This window comes from Desulfohalovibrio reitneri (genome assembly GCF_000711295.1).
Taxonomy (GTDB): Bacteria; Desulfobacterota; Desulfovibrionia; order Desulfovibrionales; family Desulfovibrionaceae; genus Desulfohalovibrio; species Desulfohalovibrio reitneri.
Genome location: NZ_JOMJ01000004.1, coordinates 230156 through 245952, shown reverse-complemented (window position 1 = coordinate 245952; position 15797 = coordinate 230156). Strand labels below are relative to the sequence as shown.

At 66.8% G+C, this 15797-nt stretch carries 16 protein-coding genes; 10 read left to right on the top strand and 6 right to left on the bottom strand.

The features are described 5' to 3' along the window. Window positions 1-210 precede the first annotated feature (210 nt). From N911_RS0113635 to N911_RS0113625, 3 genes are read right to left on the bottom strand one after another with little or no spacing between them, the layout of a single operon-like run. The gene (locus N911_RS0113635; protein ID WP_029898087.1) at window positions 211-798 is read right to left on the bottom strand and encodes a flavodoxin family protein; all 588 of its coding nucleotides are present in this window, start codon (window positions 796-798) and stop codon (window positions 211-213) included. After that, window positions 799-3927 carry an efflux RND transporter permease subunit gene (locus N911_RS0113630; RefSeq protein ID WP_029898085.1) on the bottom strand — a complete coding sequence of 1043 codons (3129 nt, stop codon included), beginning with the start codon at window positions 3925-3927 and terminating at the stop codon, window positions 799-801. Between the two features lies 1 nt (window position 3928). Further along, on the bottom strand, window positions 3929-4990 hold the full coding sequence (locus tag N911_RS0113625) for an efflux RND transporter periplasmic adaptor subunit (protein WP_029898082.1): 1062 nt from the start codon (window positions 4988-4990) through the stop codon (window positions 3929-3931). 334 nt (window positions 4991-5324) lie between these two features. On the opposite strand from N911_RS0113625, the gene N911_RS17705 reads away from it, so the two are divergent. After that, window positions 5325-5837 carry a 3D domain-containing protein gene (locus tag N911_RS17705; protein WP_051694435.1) on the top strand — a complete coding sequence of 171 codons (513 nt, stop codon included), beginning with the start codon at window positions 5325-5327 and terminating at the stop codon, window positions 5835-5837. Window positions 5838-5979: 142 nt separating this feature from the next. Further along, a complete protein-coding gene (locus tag N911_RS0113615) occupies window positions 5980-7404 on the top strand; it encodes a TolC family protein (RefSeq protein WP_035105555.1) in 1425 nt (474 codons plus the stop codon). Window positions 7405-7485: 81 nt separating this feature from the next. Here N911_RS0113615 and N911_RS0113610 read toward each other — a convergent pair whose 3' ends face one another. Then, entirely contained in the window at window positions 7486-7773 is a 288-nt protein-coding gene (locus N911_RS0113610; protein WP_029898076.1) for an HU family DNA-binding protein, read from the bottom strand. A gap of 291 nt (window positions 7774-8064) precedes the next feature. Between N911_RS0113610 and N911_RS0113605 the strand changes: the two genes are divergently transcribed. From N911_RS0113605 to N911_RS18650, 4 genes are all read left to right on the top strand, one after another. Beyond that, window positions 8065-8805 carry a PilZ domain-containing protein gene (locus N911_RS0113605; RefSeq protein ID WP_161781637.1) on the top strand — a complete coding sequence of 247 codons (741 nt, stop codon included), beginning with the start codon at window positions 8065-8067 and terminating at the stop codon, window positions 8803-8805. After that, a complete protein-coding gene (locus N911_RS18655) occupies window positions 8802-8969 on the top strand; it encodes a hypothetical protein (RefSeq protein ID WP_202593880.1) in 168 nt (55 codons plus the stop codon). The genes N911_RS0113605 and N911_RS18655 overlap by 4 nt, the downstream gene beginning before the upstream one ends. A gap of 45 nt (window positions 8970-9014) precedes the next feature. Beyond that, window positions 9015-9920, top strand: a complete 906-nt coding sequence (locus tag N911_RS0113595) for a DMT family transporter (RefSeq protein ID WP_029898072.1) — start codon at window positions 9015-9017, stop codon at window positions 9918-9920. A gap of 100 nt (window positions 9921-10020) precedes the next feature. Then, entirely contained in the window at window positions 10021-10188 is a 168-nt protein-coding gene (locus tag N911_RS18650) for a hypothetical protein (protein ID WP_202593879.1), read from the top strand. A gap of 83 nt (window positions 10189-10271) precedes the next feature. On the opposite strand, the gene N911_RS0113585 is transcribed toward N911_RS18650, so the two are convergent. Continuing rightward, entirely contained in the window at window positions 10272-11249 is a 978-nt protein-coding gene (locus N911_RS0113585; RefSeq protein ID WP_029898071.1) for a quinone oxidoreductase family protein, read from the bottom strand. 137 nt (window positions 11250-11386) lie between these two features. Here N911_RS0113585 and N911_RS17700 point away from each other — a divergent pair, with 137 nt between their 5' ends. Next, the gene (locus N911_RS17700) at window positions 11387-12583 is read left to right on the top strand and encodes a glycosyltransferase family 2 protein (RefSeq protein WP_051694430.1); all 1197 of its coding nucleotides are present in this window, start codon (window positions 11387-11389) and stop codon (window positions 12581-12583) included. A gap of 33 nt (window positions 12584-12616) precedes the next feature. Here N911_RS17700 and rfbA read toward each other — a convergent pair whose 3' ends face one another. Next, a complete protein-coding gene (rfbA, locus tag N911_RS0113575) occupies window positions 12617-13492 on the bottom strand; it encodes a glucose-1-phosphate thymidylyltransferase RfbA (RefSeq protein ID WP_029898068.1) in 876 nt (291 codons plus the stop codon). A 100-nt stretch (window positions 13493-13592) separates the two neighbouring features. On the opposite strand from rfbA, the gene N911_RS0113570 reads away from it, so the two are divergent. Genes N911_RS0113570 through N911_RS0113560 form a run of 3 tightly spaced genes read left to right on the top strand, consistent with a single transcriptional unit; the run spans window position 13593 to window position 15653 of the window. Continuing rightward, complete coding sequence (locus tag N911_RS0113570) at window positions 13593-14300, top strand: DUF1614 domain-containing protein (protein ID WP_081859258.1); 708 nt, start codon at window positions 13593-13595, stop codon at window positions 14298-14300. 22 nt (window positions 14301-14322) lie between these two features. Then, on the top strand, window positions 14323-14850 hold the full coding sequence (locus tag N911_RS0113565) for a 2-thiouracil desulfurase family protein (protein WP_029898063.1): 528 nt from the start codon (window positions 14323-14325) through the stop codon (window positions 14848-14850). Continuing rightward, complete coding sequence (locus N911_RS0113560) at window positions 14847-15653, top strand: MogA/MoaB family molybdenum cofactor biosynthesis protein (protein ID WP_035105553.1); 807 nt, start codon at window positions 14847-14849, stop codon at window positions 15651-15653. The genes N911_RS0113565 and N911_RS0113560 overlap by 4 nt, the downstream gene beginning before the upstream one ends. Window positions 15654-15797 lie beyond the last annotated feature (144 nt).

The following is a 15797-nucleotide window of genomic DNA, read 5'->3' as shown; positions in this document are numbered from 1 at the left end:
CGCATCTGTCGCCAAACGGCGGAGCTTTGCTTTACCGGGTAGATGCCCTCCGCAATCACCCATGCGCCGGGGTTCCCACTTTCGCGAACCACCGTGTGCCAACCCGCGAAACACATGCAAAGTTACTTTGCCGCAGGGACCAGGGGGCGCGCAGCCCCCTGGTCGCCCGCAGGGCGAAATCTTCCCTTTCTTCCCAGCTTCCCTTCTTTCCTACTTCAATGCTTCCGCCAATTTGCGGCCCATATCAGCGGCTTGGCTCATGATTTCCGGGTGTTTGGCAGCGCGTCCGGCGTCGAAAAGGTTGAGGACGGGGAGTTCGGCCACGATCTCGTAGTCGTGGGAGAGGAGGGGCAGGCGCATGGCGGGCATGGCCAGGCCGAGGTCTTCCTCTTCCGCCTGTTCGCCGATGCAGGCCAGGGCGGCCTTGCGGTTCTGGCCCGCCAGGCGGGAGGACCAGCCCCGGGGGCGGTCGTTGGTGAAGTCGTAGAAGCAGTAAAGGCGGTCGATGAAGGCCTTGAGCATGGCCGTGACGTTGTAAGTGTGCACTGGCGTGACCAGCAGGAGCCCCTTTGCCTCCTGGAAGAGAGGATAGAGGGTGGTCATGCCGTCCACCATGCAGGTACAGATCTTGTCGCGGCGGCACTTTTCGCAGCCGGTGCAGGAATCGAATCGGTAATCGCGCAGGTGCGCGGCGCGGGTGGACGCCCCCGCTCCCTCGGCCGCTTCCAGGGCGGCCGCCAGGATCTTGTCGCTGTTGCCGTTTTTGCGCGGCGAGGCGCTAATGCCAAGGATTTCCATTTACTCCTCCGCGTCGGGCTGCTTCTCCATGCGAATGAAGAACATCAGCAAAGAGGGGATGACAAATACGGTGAACACGGTGGACAGGGCCAGGCCGCCCAGCACAACCGCGCCCAGTCCCCGGTAGAGTTCCGAGCCGGGTCCGGGGGCCAGGGCCAGGGGCAGCATGCCGAAGATGGAGGTGGCCGCGGACATGTAGATGGGCCGCAGCCGCGTGCGCACGGACTCCATGACGGCCTGCCTGCGGTCCATGCCGTGATCGCGCAGGTTGTTGAGGGCTTGGTGCACGATGAGGATGGCGTTGTTGACCACCACGCCCACCAGGATGATGAAGCCGAGCATGGTCACGATGTCCATGGGCTGGGGCTTGAGGAAGGCGTTCTGCAGCCACAGTCCCAGGAATCCACCGGCCGCGGCCAGGGGCACGGTGAAGAGGATGATGAAGGGGTAGATGAAGTTGCCGAACAAGGCGGACATGAGCAGGTAGGTGATGGCCAGGGCCAGCAGGAAGTTGTCCTGCAGGGCCACGCGGGTGGTGGTGAGCTTGTCCGCCGCGCCGGAAAGGGAGACCCGCAGGCCTTCCAGCATCCCGGTCTGCCTGGCCTGGGGCACAATCTCGTCCTGGATGGTTTCCATGGCCGCCTGCAGGGCCATTTCCCTGGGGGGAGTGACCTGCAGGGTGATGGTCCGCCGCCGCTCGAAGTGGCGGATCTGGGAGATGCCGTAGTCCCGCTTTATGGAGGCCAGGGAAGACAAGGGCACGGCCCTTCCCTCCGGCGTGGCCACAAGCTGGTCGTACAGGGCCTCGGGCGTGGGCACGTCCTCCTGGGAGGCCTTCAGCACAAGGTCGATGGTTTTCTGTCCCACCTCGCGGAATTCGGAGATCTGCCGTCCGTCCATGAGCACGTCCACGGCCTGTCCAAGCTCGGAGGTGGAGAGCCCTGCGGCGCGAACGCGGTCGCGCAGGGGCTCGAAGACCACCTCGGGATAGAGCAGCTCCAGGGATGGCACGGGGCGAACCTGGGCGCCGGGGATACTCTTTTGCACCATGCCGAAGAGACCGCCCGCGCCCTGGGCGATGCTCTCGATGGACTGCCCGGAGACATCGATGGAAATGGTGCGGCCCTGGCCGATGCCCTGCTCGAAAATGGAGGCCTGGATGGAGACGCCGAAGATGCCGGGTATGGAGCCCAGAAAGCGGTTGAAGAGCGGGATGAGCTCGGCCGCCCTGCTCTCGTCCCTGGCGATGGCGCCGCAGATGTTGAACTGGGTGCCGGAGACGAAGAACATCTGCTTGATGGCCGGGAAGCCGTCCTTGGGCTCGCCGAAGTAGGGCCCGGCCATGTCGAAGATGGAGTGGCCGATCTGGCTGCGCTCCTCGTAGGACAGCCCCGGCGGGGGCACCAGCACGTTGATGATGAGGTTGCGGTTGCCTTGCGGCAGGTACTCCATCTTGGGGAAAAGCCCCACGGTGAGGCCCACCGCCAGGGAGGTGAGCAGCACCATGGTGGCTATCCGGGAAAGCGGGGTGCGGATTGCCAGGGAGACCAGCCCGGAGATGCCCGAGACAAGGAGCTCGCCCGCCCGGTCCACCGGGCCGATGCGCGGCTTGCCGTTCTTCTCCCCGCCGCCCTTTTTGCCGGCCAGCCGGAAAAGGAAGGAGGAGAGCATGGGGATGACCGAGATCGAGACGAAAAGGGACAGGGAGATGGCGCATGTCACCGCGATGGCGATGTCCTTGAAGAGCTGTCCCGCCTCTTCCTCGATAAAGACCACGGGCAGGAAAACTGCCACGGTGGTCAGGGTGGAGGCCAGCACCGCGCCCCACACCTCGCGGGTGCCGTCGATGGCCGCCCTGTGAGCGGCCTTGCCCATGGAACGGTGTCGGTCCACGTTCTCCAGCACCACGATGGCGTTGTCCACCAACATGCCCACGGCGAAGGAGATGCCCGCCATGGAGACCACGTTGAGATTGCGGCCAAGGGCGTTGAGGAAAATGAAGGAGCCGATGACGGAAATGGGGATGGCCACGCCCACGATGACCGTGGCTGTGATGGAGCGCAGGAAAAGCAGCAGGACGATGGCCGCCAGGATGGCGCCGATGAGGATGTTCCGCTGCACCAGGTCGATGGCCCCGTTGATGTAGGGGCGCTGGTCGTAGACCCAGTCCAGCTTGACGTCGTTGTCCTTGAGAATGCCGTCGTTGAGTTCTTTGACCACCTTTTCCGCGGCGTTGGTCATGGACAGGACGTTGGCCCCCGGCTCGGGCTTGATGCCCACCACCATGGCCGGCTCCCCGTTGTGGAGCATGGCCGTGTCTTTTTTCTCGAAACCAAAGCGCACGGTGCCCAGGTCGCCCACGGTGATGCGGCGCTGGCCGGTGGAGTCCACCACCACGGAGAGGATGTCCTCGGGGCTCTGGAAGTCGCCGGTGGTGCGGATGCGGTAGTCGCGGCGGCCGAGGTCCATGTTGCCCGCTGCCACGTTGCTGTTCTCGGCGCGCAGGATGGAGGAGAGCTTGCCGATGGTCAGGTTGTGGGCGGCCAGCTTCACCGGGTCCACGATGACGTGCATCTCGCGCTCGGTGCCGCCGCCGATGAAGAGGTCGGCCACGCCGGGCACGCGCTCCAGGTACTGCCGGACGTCGTTTTCAAAGAAGGTCTTGTAGGTGGCGATGTCCCGCTCGTTGCCCTCGCGGGGGCGCAGCAGCGTCCAGATGACCGGGGACGTGTTGGCGCCGGTGGCCAGGATTATGGGCTTGTCCGCGGTGTCCGGATACTCGGGCACCTCTTCCAGCTTGTTGGAGACGCGCAGCAGGGCGTTGTCGATCTCCGTGCCCACCTCGAAGCGCAGGGTGATGGTGCCCAGGGAGTTGTAGGACTCCGAGACCATCTCCCGCAGGCGGGGGATGCCCTTGAGCACATCCTCCTGCTCCTCAATGATGTCGCGCTCCACCTCGTAGGGCGTGGCCCCGGGCCAGGTGGTCTCCACAGTGATCTCCGGCTCGGTGACGTCCGGAGACAGCTGGTAGGGCATGCGGGAAAGGCCGATGAGGCCGAACATGACCACCAGGATGACCCCCACCAGCACGGTGACGGGGTTGCGTACGGAAAAGCTTACCGGATCCATGCTACCGCACGGGCTGGGGGTTTACCGGCTGGTCGGGTCGCAGCCGCTCGTTGCCCTTGACCACCACGGACTCGCCCGGCTCCAGCGGCGCCTTGGGGGAGATGCCGGCGGACATGCCCTGGTAGCCGACCACCTCGACCGGGACCATGACCGCCTTGCCTCCGCGCACCGCGAACACCGCCAGGGTGCCGCGCACGGAGATGACCGCGTCGCGTGGGACCAGCAAGCTCTCCCGCATGCCGGCGGAGGGCAGGCTGACCACGGCCTCCATGCCCTCCGCCAGGAATCCGGGGTTGGGCACGTCCACATGCACCGGGAAGGTGCGGGTGGAGATGGAGCCCTTGGGGGCCAGCCGCAGGTTCTCGCCGGAGAGCTCCCTGCCGCCGACGGTCACGGACACGGTGCCGTCTTCGGGCAGGTGGGCCAGCACCTCCTGGGGCACCTCCACCACCACGCGCATGACGTCGTGGCGGCCGATTTCGCCAATGGCCTGGCCCACGTCCAGCCACTCTCCCCTGGCCACGTCGCGGGAGAGGACCACGCCGTCGAAGGGGGCGCGGATGACCGCCTTGGAAATTTCCACGTCCAGCCGGGCGACCTCGGCTTCCAGAGAGGCCACCCTGCTCTGCAGGGCCAGCCTGGCGAAGCGCTTGTCGTCATATTCCTGCTGGGAAACGGAACCTGACTCGAAAAGTTGCTTCAGGCGGCGATAATCCAGCTCCGCCTGACGCAGGTTGACACGGGCCTGTTCCAGTTCGGCCCGCTTGGCTTCCAATTCCTTGCGCAGCAGCTCGGTGTTCAGGCGCGCCAGCACATCGCCCTGGCCGACAAGGCCGCCGTGGTCGAAGTGGTAGGACTCCACCCGCCCGGCCACTTCGCTGGCCACTTGGGAGGACTCGCCGAAATAGACCGAGCCGACGAAGCGGTTGGTGGGGGCCACATCGCCGCGGCGTACCTCGTCCACCACCACACTGGCGGGGGGGCGCCCGTCCTGGGCGGAAGCGGAGAGCGGCGGACAGAGGGCCGCCAAAAGCACGGGGAAAAACAGCAGAATCCGGAACACCGTTCACTCCTTGGCAGACAAAGAGGGAGAATATAGCCGCACGCCACCCGTAATGCAACGCCCCCGGACCACAAACCGGCAACCGCCCGGGACGGGCCGATTCCGGCCCACTCGTCCCGCGGCGCTGACAGCGCCCCCCGCGAACCCGGCGGAGCGGGCGTGAAAAAGATGGCGCCCAGCGCCCCCCGCCATTCGCGGGGTTCGGGGGGATGCCGCAAAAAACTGAAGGATTGGTGAATCTTGCCGTGCTTGCAAGACGTCTTTTTCCTGGTAAAGTAGGACAATGTGCGTTCCTTGTCCGCATGCTGGGGATAGGAAGTAAAGGAGTACCGCCATGCTGACACGTCTTATCGCTGTAGTCGCCCTGCTGGGCGTGTTCGCCACCCTGGGTCTGGGCCTGCGGCAAATCGAGAGCCAAGCCGACCGCATCGACGAACTGCGCCAGGAACTCGCCCTGCTCAGGGCCTCCAGCAAGGAGAACGCCAAGTCGGTGGTCACGCTGCACAAACTGGCCTTCATCAACCGAAGCCTCATCCACCAGGCCAACCGCCGGCGCAAGGTCACGGTCACGGCATACAGCCCGCGCGAACAGGAAACCGACTCCACCCCCACCCTGACGGCCACCAACAACAAGGTGCGCCACGGCATCGTGGCCGTATCGCGCGACCTTTTCCAGCAGGGGTGGGTTTTCGGACGGCGCGTCTACATTCAGGGCGAGGGCGTATTCGTCATCGACGACCTCATGGCCAAGGACAAACGGCGCCAGTTGGACATCTTCATGCACGACACCCAGGACGCCCTGCGTTTCGGGGCGAAGAAGCGGGAAGCCTACCTACTGGGGGCGTGACATTCAAAAATTCCTCACAAGGGGCCGGATGTAATGGGAAAATTTTGTCTCCACTTGGAGATTTCCATTTCCCCCGGCTTTTGCTACCTTTCTGCGGATTCGCTGGCTCCCGCCGGCGGCACCGACCCCGCGAGGACTATTCATGCAGCAGACTCTCCAGCAAGCCGCACTCTCTTGCCTGGCTCTTCTTCTCGTACTTCTCGCCTGCCCGGCCGCGGCCCAGGACGGCATGCCCCTGGCCGAGGAACACGCCGAGGCCCAGGCCGAAACAAGCACCGGCATCGGCGGCATCTCCCCGCCGGGCGAGGAAGGGGAAACGGACGGTTCGTTCGACCTTTCCCGCACGGTGCGGCGCGGTCTGCGGCTGAACCCCCAGATATCCCAGGCGCGGGCCCAGCTCTCCAGCCGCCAGTACGGCAGCAAGAGCGCCCGCTCCGCCCTGGGGCCGGACTTCACCGCGGGGTACGCCTTCGAGCACCAGGGACGAGAGCCCACCGTGGCCAACATCCCCACCGGCTCCCAGAACCGCTGGACCTTCACCTTCAACATCACCCAGCCCATCTTTCAGGGCTTCAGGTTGCTTTCCAGCTACCAGCGGGCCGCCCTGTCCGAGGAGCAGGCCCAGGCCCAGCTGGACCAGGCCGAGCTGCAACTCATCGAAACCGTGCAGACAAACTTCCTGGACCTGCTCAAGGCGCGCATGGACGTGAAGAACTCCCAGGACTCCGTGGCCAGGCTGCAGTCGCAGCTGCAAGTCACCAGCGCCTTCTACGACGTGGGCCTGCGCCCCAAGCTGGACGTGCTGCAGGCGGAGGTTGACCTGGCCACAGCCGAGCAGGAGCTGCTCACGGACAAAAACACCGTTGACACCCAGATGGCCCGGCTGAACACCCTCATCGGCCTGCCCCTGGAAAAGGCCACCGCCTACGACGGCGAGCTGACCTACCGGCCCTTCCAACTGAGCCTGACCGACTGTCTGGCCCGGGCCTACCGCCAGCGGCCGGACCTGGACATCGCCCGCAAGGCCGTCTCCATCGCCCGCAAGGACGTCAAGATCGCCGCCTCGGAGTTCTACCCCAAGCTCGAGGGCACTTACGACTACTCCCAGTTCGGCATGACCCCGGCCGCCCAGGGCGACCAAGTCAACGAAACGCAGTATTCCGAATGGTCCATCGGGGCCAACGCCCGCTGGACCTTTTTCGAGATGGGCGAGAACTATTTCGCCTACCGCGAAACCAAGGAGCAGGTGGGCGCGCTGGAGAGCGAACTGGCCAACACCCGCCTGGACGCCTCCTTCGAGGTCAAGCGCAACCGCCTGGACCTGCAGGAAGCGGCCGACCGCATCTCCGTGGCCCGCAAGTCGCTGGAGGCGGCCCGGGAGGGCTACCGCATGGCCGTGGCCCGCTACCAAGCCCAGGTGGGCACCAACACGGACGTGCTGGACGCCCAGGAACGGGTCAGCGACGCCGAGAGCCAGCTCTCCACCGCCCTGGCCGACTACCAGAAGGCCATGGCCCGCCTCTATGTCTCCATGGGCGAGCGCAACTTCGCCCTCAACGGCCAATAAAGCCGGCGCGACCCGCCCAGACGAAAAAGGGCCGGGCGGCATCATGCCGCCCGGCCCTTCGCTTTCGCACGGGCGGAAGAACTACTTGTTCAGCACCTCGTCGAGTCCCTTGGACGAATTGAATTTGACGATCCGCTTGGCGGGGATGGTGATCTGCTCGCCGGTCTGGGGATTGCGGCCGGTCCGGCGGGCGCGCAGCTTCAGCGAGAAGGTGCCCACGTTGGGGAGCCGCACGGTCTCGTCGCTGGAGACGCCTTTCACCAGGATGTTGCAGAAGGCGTCGAACGCCTTCTCCGCGCTGGCCTTGGTGGGGAATACGTCGGGCAGGGTGTTGCGGAGTTCCTCGACAAACTGGGCCTTGCTGAACATGTTGTTCCTCCTTCCTTGGGCGGTATGGAAAGTTTGAGGCGGTATCGCCTCTGCCTACCTTGAACCCAATTTCACCAGTAGTCCTGCCGTGCGCGCCACGTCTTGTCAAACCAATTCCCGGAGTTCATGGGGAAATTCACATGCCCATGGCTGCCCGTACCTCGCGGCGCCCTCTGTCCGCCTTGGTTCTCCGCCCCCCCACTCGAGCAAAACCACGACATTCCGGCACCTTGGGATTTAACCAGGCGGGCACGCCTTGCCCGGGCAATCAGAATGGACTACACATGGCCCATGGGCGCTTCCGGAACACGGAACGATGCGGCCGCAAGGCGGCACAGGGTGGTCCTGGTGGCCGAGGACGGACCGGCCCGGCTGGCTTACCTATCGGCCCTGGAGACACTCGGGGCCGCCTTCTCCACAGTTGAGGACCTGGGAGAGATGCGCGGCTTGTTGGCCGAGACCCCGGTCAGCGGCCTGCTGGTGGATGTCCCCACCCTGGTCAAAGCCCCGCCCGGTGAAAAGCGCCTGCTGCACTACCTGCTGGAACACTTCCCCGTGCTGCGCCTGCGCTTCGACGACACAGAGCAGACCATTCACGGCCTCTTCCACGGCCGGGTGGGCCCAGGCACGGATATCCTCCGCGACTTCCTGGCCCTGGAGGCGGACGCCTTCGCGCCGCGCACCCTGCGCGCCGCCGGGCGTGACGACGTCCACTTCAACGTTCTGGTTTCCCGCTCGCCGGACATGGACAACCCCGTGCGCGCCGTGACCACCAACGTCTCCCCGGGCGGCTGCTTCATCTCCACTTGCGACGACTGCCTCCAGGTCGAGCGGCTCTGGCTTCGCGTGTCCGAGCTGAGCGACGGCACGCCCATCGAGGTCTCCGTGCGCTGGCGGCAGCCTTGGGGCGTACGGCAGGCCATCCCAGGCATCGGCGTCGCGTTCGTGAACATGACCTCCGCCCAGGCGGAGGAACTCGACTCCTGGCTCCTTTCCACCAACGACGACCCCGAAATCGGACGCATCTCATGAGCAAACCAAAGACCATCCTCGACTTCGTCGCCCGCGGCATCCTCATCGGCGGCGCCCTGGGCGTTTTGGCCGGAATGTTTGTCCTGACCATACAACGCGGGCTGTTTCTGGGCATGCTGGTCGGCGCCCTGGCGGGCCTGACGCTTTACAACCGCAGGAACTGAACGTAACAAGCCCCCCTCGCGGCGCACCGGCCGCGGGAGGCGGCCATGCAGCAGCGATTCACCCCGGCGACAACCCTGGCCCTGGCCATCACCCTCGTCTGCTGGGCCTCGGCCTTCGCGGGCATCCGCGCCGGGCTGGAGGCCTATTCGCCCGGACACCTAGCGCTGCTGCGCTTTCTGGTGGCCTCGGCCGCCCTCGTCCCCCTGGCCGCCTACTTCCGCCTGCCCCTCCCCCGCTTGGCGGACGTGCCGCACATACTGCTGCACGGCTTTTTGGGGTACTTCGGCTACCACGTCTGCCTAAACATCGGCGAGCAGACCGTCTCCGCGGGTTCGGCCTGCTTCATCATCGGCTTCATCCCGGTCTTTTCCGTGCTGCTGGCCGCCCTGCTGCTGGCCGAGCCGCTCACCCGGCGGGTGCTGGCGGGCATCGGGGTCTCGGTCTGCGGCATCGGCCTCATCGCCTGGGCCGAGGGCGGCGGGGCGGCCTTCGACACGGGCGCGCTGTGGGTGCTGGCGGCGGCCCTGTCCGAGTCCCTCTTCTTCGTGCTGCAAAAGCCCAAGCTCGACGTCTACCGGGCGGTGCACTACACCATCTACGCCATGTGGGGCGGCACCCTGCCCATGCTGCTCTTCCTGCCCGGGCTTGGGGAGGCCGTGGCCGCCGCGCCCGCCCCGGCCACCTGGGCGGTGGTCTACTTGGGCATCTTCCCCTCGGCCATCGCCTACGCCACCTGGACCTTCGCCATCTCCCGCCTGCCCGTTGGCAAGGTCATCGTCACCCAGTACGCCATGCCGCTCATGACCGTGGCCATCGCCTGGGTCTGGCTGGGGGAGCTGCCCGCCCCCATGGCCTTCGCGGGCGGGCTGCTGGCCCTGCTGGGGGTGTTTGTGGGCACGCGGCCGCCCAAACGACCGCCGCGCCGCGCCGAATCCGCCCACAGCCCTTGACAGCCAGGGGGATTTGAGGGAAAAGTCCTCTTGACAAGGGATTCACATGGATCGCCCGGCTTTTCCGGGCGGCCAGGCCATACCCAGATCAGGAGGAGCCATGGACTACGGCATCGACACCATCTTCAAGCTGGTCACGGACATGACCCACTCCACGCTGCCCGGCACCATCGGCGTCAGCCTCATCTTCATCTATCTTGTCTGGATGGTGACCATGGCCGGAATCCGAATCCACAACAACATCAAGAACGAGCACGACCACCACTAGACCGTCCACGCCTATCGACCTTTCCAAGCCCGGCGTAATGCCGGGCTTTTTTTTGCCCTTCGCCGGATTAGCCCGACGGCCGATCAGGGAATGAGCACCGTGCTGCCGGTGGTCCTCCGCCCTTCCAGGTCTTCATGCGCCCTGGCCGCCTCGTGCAGGGGGTACTCCTGCATGATGGGAATCCGCACCGCGCCGGACTCCACCATGTCGAAGAGGTCATGGGCGTGGGCCAGCAGGTCCTCTCGCGCCTTGGTGTAGTCCATGAGGATGGGACGGGTGAGAAAGAGCGACCCCCCGGCCGCCAGCCGGGAAAGATCCAGCGGCTCCACCGGGCCGGAGGACTGGCCGAAAGTGACCATGGTGCCCATGGGCCGCAGGCAGTTCAGCGAGGTATCGAAGGTCGCCTTGCCCACCGAGTCGTAAGCCACGTCCACACCCCGGCCGCCGGTGATCTCCCGCACCGCCTCCCCGAAGTCCAGTTCGCGGTAGAGCACGGGATGGGCGCAACCGTTTTTCCGGGCGACCTCCGCCTTCTCCTTGGAGCCGACCAGCCCGATGACCGTGGCCCCGAGGCTGGCGGCCCACTGGCAGACGATGGACCCCACCCCGCCCGCGGCCGCGGTGAGCAGCATGGTGGTGCCCTTCCCCACCGGGTAGCAGCCCTTGAGCAGATAGCGGGCGGTCATGCCCTGCAGCATCATTCCCGCGGCGTCCCGCGTGGGGATGGATTCGGGCAGCTTCACCAGCCGGTGCGCCGGAATAAGTCGCGCCTGGGCGTAGGCCCCGGGGGGCAGTCCGGCGTAGGCCACGCGGTCGCCCACGGCGACCTCGTCCACGCCCTCGCCCACCGCCTCCACCACGCCGGCGCCCTCCATGCCGATGACGGCGGGCAGCGAAGGCAGCGGATACAGCCCGTTGCGGTGGTAGACGTCGATGAAGTTCAGGCCCACGGCCTCCTGCCGCAGCAGGGCCTCGCCCGGTCCGGGCTGGCCCGGGTCGAAGTCCTCCCAGAGCAGCACCTCCGGCCCGCCCGTCCCGTGCATGACAATGGCTTTGCTCATGGCTTGGCTCCTTTTCAGCGGATGGGTTCGCTCCCGCCACCGTACCTCTTTCGCGCCGCTGATGTCCTCCCCCGGCCATTTCTGTTTGCCCCGGGCGGGGAAAACGGGCTATCAGCCTGGGCAGGATGGAACCAGCCATGGACTGCCTCGCCGTCTGCGCCATCGTCCGCGACGAGACCGCCACCCTGCGCGAATGGGCCCTGCACCACCTGCTGCTCGGGGCCGAGCGCCTCATCGTCTACGACAACGAATCCGCCGTGCCAGTGGCCGAGACCCTGGCCGACCTGGTGGAGGCCGGGGCCTGCCACGTGCGCGAGATTCGCGGCCGCAACCGGCAGCTGGACGTCTACGCCGGGTGCCTGGAGGAGTTCGGCCCCAGGGCCAGGTGGCTGGCCTTCATCGACGCCGACGAGTTCCTCATTCCCCTGGACCCGCCCGACCTGCCCCGCCTGCTGGCCGACTACGACGGATACGGCGGCCTGGGGGCCAACTGGGTCTGCTTCGGATCCGAGGGGCATCTCACCCGGCCGGGCGGCCTGCAACTCAAGCGGTACACCCAGCGCTGGCCCCTGGCCCACACCTTCAACCTCCACGTCAAATCCATCGTCCGGCCGGACCGGGTGGCCGCGCCCAACACCGCCCACCACTTCACCTTCCGGCCCGGCTGGCACTGCGTGGACGAGGAGGGCACGCCCCTGTTCGACGCCTTCAGCCCCTTCAAGGCCGACCGGCTGCGGGTCCACCACTACTTTTTCCGCTCCCAGCGGGAGTACGAGGAAAAGCTGGCCCGTGGACCTGCGGACTATTCCGCCCCCAAAAAGTACGACCTGTTCTATGAGCAGGCGCGCACGGCCGTGCGCACGGACATGACCGCCGAGCCCTTCGCCGAGGCGGTGGCCCGGGCCATGCGGCCCGCGGCGGCGCTTGAGCTGGCCGCGAAGGCGGTGGCCGCACGGCGGGAGAGCGAGGGGGAGGCTTTGGCGCGCGCCGAGGGTTTGCTGCGGAAAAACAACGTCATTGAGGCGGAGCGGGAGGCCAGTGTAGCGGCCACTCGCTTCCAGTCGGCCCAGGCATGGGCCCTGGCGGCGGCCTGCCGCAGGGTGCTGGGGCGACCGGCCAAGGCTATGGAGGCCATCCGCCGCTCCATGGCGGTCAAGCCGGTCAGCCGCGCGGCCTACGAACTGTTCCGGCACCACCTGGACGCGGGGCGGCATGACCGGGCCGCCTCCACCCTGGCCGTGCTGCGCCGCACAGCGGACGTGGCCGAGGCGGGCGCGCTGGAGCGGCTGGCGGGCGACATGCGGGCGGAGCTGGAGCGGGCGCGAAAACGGTGAGCCCCCGGCCCGCTCCCGAATCGCGGCTGCGGGCTAGCCCCGTTCCTCCCGCACCACTTCCCGGATGTAGGCCCCGTAGGTGTTCTTCCGCAGCTCCGCGCCCAGGCGGTCCAGCTGCTCCAGGCCGATGAAGCCCATGCGGTAGGCTATCTCCTCGATGCAGGCCACCACCACGTCCTGCCGCTGCTGGATGACCTGCACGAAGGACCCGGCCTGGTGCAACGACTCGAAGGTGCCGGTGTCCAGCCAGGCGAAGCCCCGGCCCAGAAACTCCACGTTCAGGTCGCCGCGCCTGAGATAGGCGTTGTTCACGTCGGTGATCTCGTATTCGCCCCGGGCGGACTTGCCCAGCCCCTTGGCGATGTCCACCACGCCAGCGTCGTAGAAGTACAGCCCGGTGACGGCGTAGCGGGACTTGGGCCGTTCGGGCTTCTCCTCGATGCTGACCACGCGGTGCTGGCCGTCGAACTCCACCACGCCGTACCGCTCGGGGTCGCGCACCTTGTAGCCGAAGACCACCCCGCCCTTTTCCAGCTCCGCGCAGCGGCGCAGCTTCTCGGACAATCCGTGGCCGTGGAAGATGTTATCGCCCAGCACCAGGCATACCGGTTCCCCGCCGATGAACTCCTCGCCCAGGATGAAGGCCTGGGCCAGCCCCTCGGGCTCGGGCTGCTCCTTGTAGGAGAAGGACATGCCCAGCCGCGAGCCGTCGCCCAGCATGGCCTCGAAGCGGGGCAGGTCCTGCGGGGTGGAGATGATGAGCACCTCGCGGATGCCCGCCAGCATGAGCACCGAGAGGGGATAGTAGATCATTGGCTTGTCGTAGACCGGCAGCAGCTGCTTGCAGACGCCGTAGGTGATGGGATAGAGCCGCGTGCCGGAGCCACCGGCCAGTATGATGCCCTTCATGCCGTCTCCTTTTCCGGGAAATTTCACCGGGCGCGATAGTGACCCTTTCTTGAACTCGGGGCAACCTTGCGTGTAGATTCTCCCCACCAAAGGAGAATCGATGCGCAACGGCCCCAACTACCACATGCCCCTGGCCAAGGCGGCCATCGTGCTGGCCCTGGTCATCGTGGCCTTCCTCTTCGCCCTCATCCAGGTGGGGGCCATCACCCTGGCCTTCCAGAAGCTGGGCCTGGACACCAACACCGCCTTCCTGCTGCTGCTGGCCATCCTTTTCGGCGGCGGCATCAACATCCCCCTCTTCTCCACAGGCCGCCGGGTGCGGGTCTGCAAACCGGACCTGCAAGCCATGCTCAAACGCCACTCCGGCCCCTGGGTGCGCTGCGAGGAAGGCGAGACCAAGGAACAGTGGGTGGCGGTGAACTTCGGGGGCTGCCTCATCCCCTGCTTTTTGTCCGCCTTCCTGCTCATGCGCGTGGGGGTCTCCCTGCCGCTGCTGCTCTGCGTGGCCGCAGTCACGGCCGTGTGCTATGTGCTGACCCGACCGGTGCAGGGCGTGGGACTGGGCGTGCCCCTGCTGGTGCCCCCCCTGGTGGCGGCCCTCAGCGCCCTCACCCTGGCCGGACCGGAGCAGGCCCCGGCCTACGCCTACATCGCGGGCGTCACCGGCACCCTGCTGGGCGCGGACGTCCTGCACATCCTCAACCCCAAGACCATGGAGCAGCTCGAGGCCCCCCTGCTCTCCATCGGCGGCGCGGGCACCTTCGACGGCATTTTCATCACCGGCATCTTCGCCGTGCTCATTTCCTGACGGCAACCTGGAGGGGAGCCACATGGACAAACCCTTGCTCTGCGTCAGCGCCTGCCTGGCGGGCGAAAACGTCCGCTACGACGGCCGAAGCGTGTTCCACCCCGGCCTGTGGGAGTTCGTCACCGAACACTTCACCCCGCTGCCCTTTTGCCCGGAGGTGGAGGCCGGGCTGCCCGTGCCCCGACAGCCCATGGATCTCTTCGACTCCCCCCTCTCGCCCCGGGCCATCGACCGGAACGGCGAGGACCACACCTTCGCCCTGACCCGCGTCATGCGCGCCCAGATAAGGCGGCTGTGCGGCCTGCCGGTGTGCGGCGCGCTGCTCAAGTCGCGCTCCCCCTCCTGCGCCGTCTGCCGCCGCATCCCCGTCTTCGACCGGGAGACCGGCCGGGCCTGCGGGGAATCCTTCGGCCTCTTCGCCAAAATGTTCCTGGCCGCCTTCGAGGGGCTGCCCGTGGCGGACGAGCACGTGCTGGCCGGGGGCAAGGCCCGCGAGGAATTCCTGCACGCCGTGCTGGCGCGCCACACCTTCAGCGAGGACAGGACATGACCGACATCACCGTGGATACGCCCAGCGGACTGGCCCTGGACGCGGGCGACCTGTGCCTGCTGGGCCCCCGCCGGCCGGAAGGCCTGCCCCTGCCGCTTTTGCGCTGCGCCCCGCCCGCCCCGGAACTGCGAGCCGGAACCGTGCTGTCCATGGGAGACCGCCCGCTCATGCGGGTGGAGGGAGCCGTCAACTGGCCCGCGGGCGAAGGGACCGCCCCGACCCGGCTGCTGCGCACCCTCCAGCCCATCACCCTGGACGGCGGCCTGGACCTCTCCCCCTGCCGGGCGGGCTGGGCCCTGGCCTGGGTGACGTTGTCCGACAAAGGCGCGCGCGGCGAGCGGGAGGACACCGCCGGGCCGCTCATCGCCGAGTTGGCCGGGCAGCGGCTGGAGCTGGCCTTGACCAGGGGTTTTCTGCTACCGGATGAACCGCGCGGCTTGGCTGCCCTGCTCATGGATTTGTGCCTGTCGCAGGGCTTCGACCTGGTGCTGACCTGCGGCGGCACCGGCCCCGCGCCCAGCGACCACACTCCGGAGGCCACCCTGGGCGTCATTGAGAAGCGCTTCCCCGGTCTGGAGCGAGCCATGACCGCCGCCTCCCTGGAAAAGACCCCGCACGGCGCCCTGTCCCGGGCGGTCTGCGGCTCCCTGGGTTCCAGCCTGGTGGTCAACCTGCCCGGCTCGCCCAAGGGCGTGGGCGAGAACCTTGAGGCCATCCTGCCAGCCGTGCCGCACTGCCTGGACAAGCTGGCCGGAGACCCGGCGGACTGCGCCGCGGTTGACCCGTCCGCCGGGCGGGGATAAGGGTTTCACTTCACGGGAAGAACATGCGCGGCGTGGCCACGTTTCTCCATATCCCCTGGAAGTGTAAGGAAACCGTACACAGAGTGGAAGATTTTTCAGACATGGCGGTTGGTTCCGGGGAGCCGCCCGCATCGTTCCCGGCTG

What these genes read in the sequence shown, in the direction of transcription:
- N911_RS0113635 (WP_029898087.1), bottom strand. Translation starts at nt 798, where the DNA reads ATGGAAATCCTTGGCATTAGCGCCTCGCCGCGCAAAAACGGCAACAGC.
- N911_RS0113630 (WP_029898085.1), bottom strand. Translation starts at nt 3,927, where the DNA reads ATGGATCCGGTAAGCTTTTCCGTACGCAACCCCGTCACCGTGCTGGTG.
- N911_RS17705 (WP_051694435.1), top strand. Translation starts at nt 5,325, where the DNA reads ATGCTGACACGTCTTATCGCTGTAGTCGCCCTGCTGGGCGTGTTCGCC.
- N911_RS0113615 (WP_035105555.1), top strand. Translation starts at nt 5,980, where the DNA reads ATGCAGCAGACTCTCCAGCAAGCCGCACTCTCTTGCCTGGCTCTTCTT.
- N911_RS0113610 (WP_029898076.1), bottom strand. Translation starts at nt 7,773, where the DNA reads ATGTTCAGCAAGGCCCAGTTTGTCGAGGAACTCCGCAACACCCTGCCC.
- N911_RS0113605 (WP_161781637.1), top strand. Translation starts at nt 8,065, where the DNA reads ATGGGCGCTTCCGGAACACGGAACGATGCGGCCGCAAGGCGGCACAGG.
- N911_RS18655 (WP_202593880.1), top strand. Translation starts at nt 8,802, where the DNA reads ATGAGCAAACCAAAGACCATCCTCGACTTCGTCGCCCGCGGCATCCTC.
- N911_RS0113595 (WP_029898072.1), top strand. Translation starts at nt 9,015, where the DNA reads ATGCAGCAGCGATTCACCCCGGCGACAACCCTGGCCCTGGCCATCACC.
- N911_RS18650 (WP_202593879.1), top strand. Translation starts at nt 10,021, where the DNA reads ATGGACTACGGCATCGACACCATCTTCAAGCTGGTCACGGACATGACC.
- N911_RS0113585 (WP_029898071.1), bottom strand. Translation starts at nt 11,249, where the DNA reads ATGAGCAAAGCCATTGTCATGCACGGGACGGGCGGGCCGGAGGTGCTG.
- N911_RS17700 (WP_051694430.1), top strand. Translation starts at nt 11,387, where the DNA reads ATGGACTGCCTCGCCGTCTGCGCCATCGTCCGCGACGAGACCGCCACC.
- rfbA (WP_029898068.1), bottom strand. Translation starts at nt 13,492, where the DNA reads ATGAAGGGCATCATACTGGCCGGTGGCTCCGGCACGCGGCTCTATCCC.
- N911_RS0113570 (WP_081859258.1), top strand. Translation starts at nt 13,593, where the DNA reads ATGCGCAACGGCCCCAACTACCACATGCCCCTGGCCAAGGCGGCCATC.
- N911_RS0113565 (WP_029898063.1), top strand. Translation starts at nt 14,323, where the DNA reads ATGGACAAACCCTTGCTCTGCGTCAGCGCCTGCCTGGCGGGCGAAAAC.
- N911_RS0113560 (WP_035105553.1), top strand. Translation starts at nt 14,847, where the DNA reads ATGACCGACATCACCGTGGATACGCCCAGCGGACTGGCCCTGGACGCG.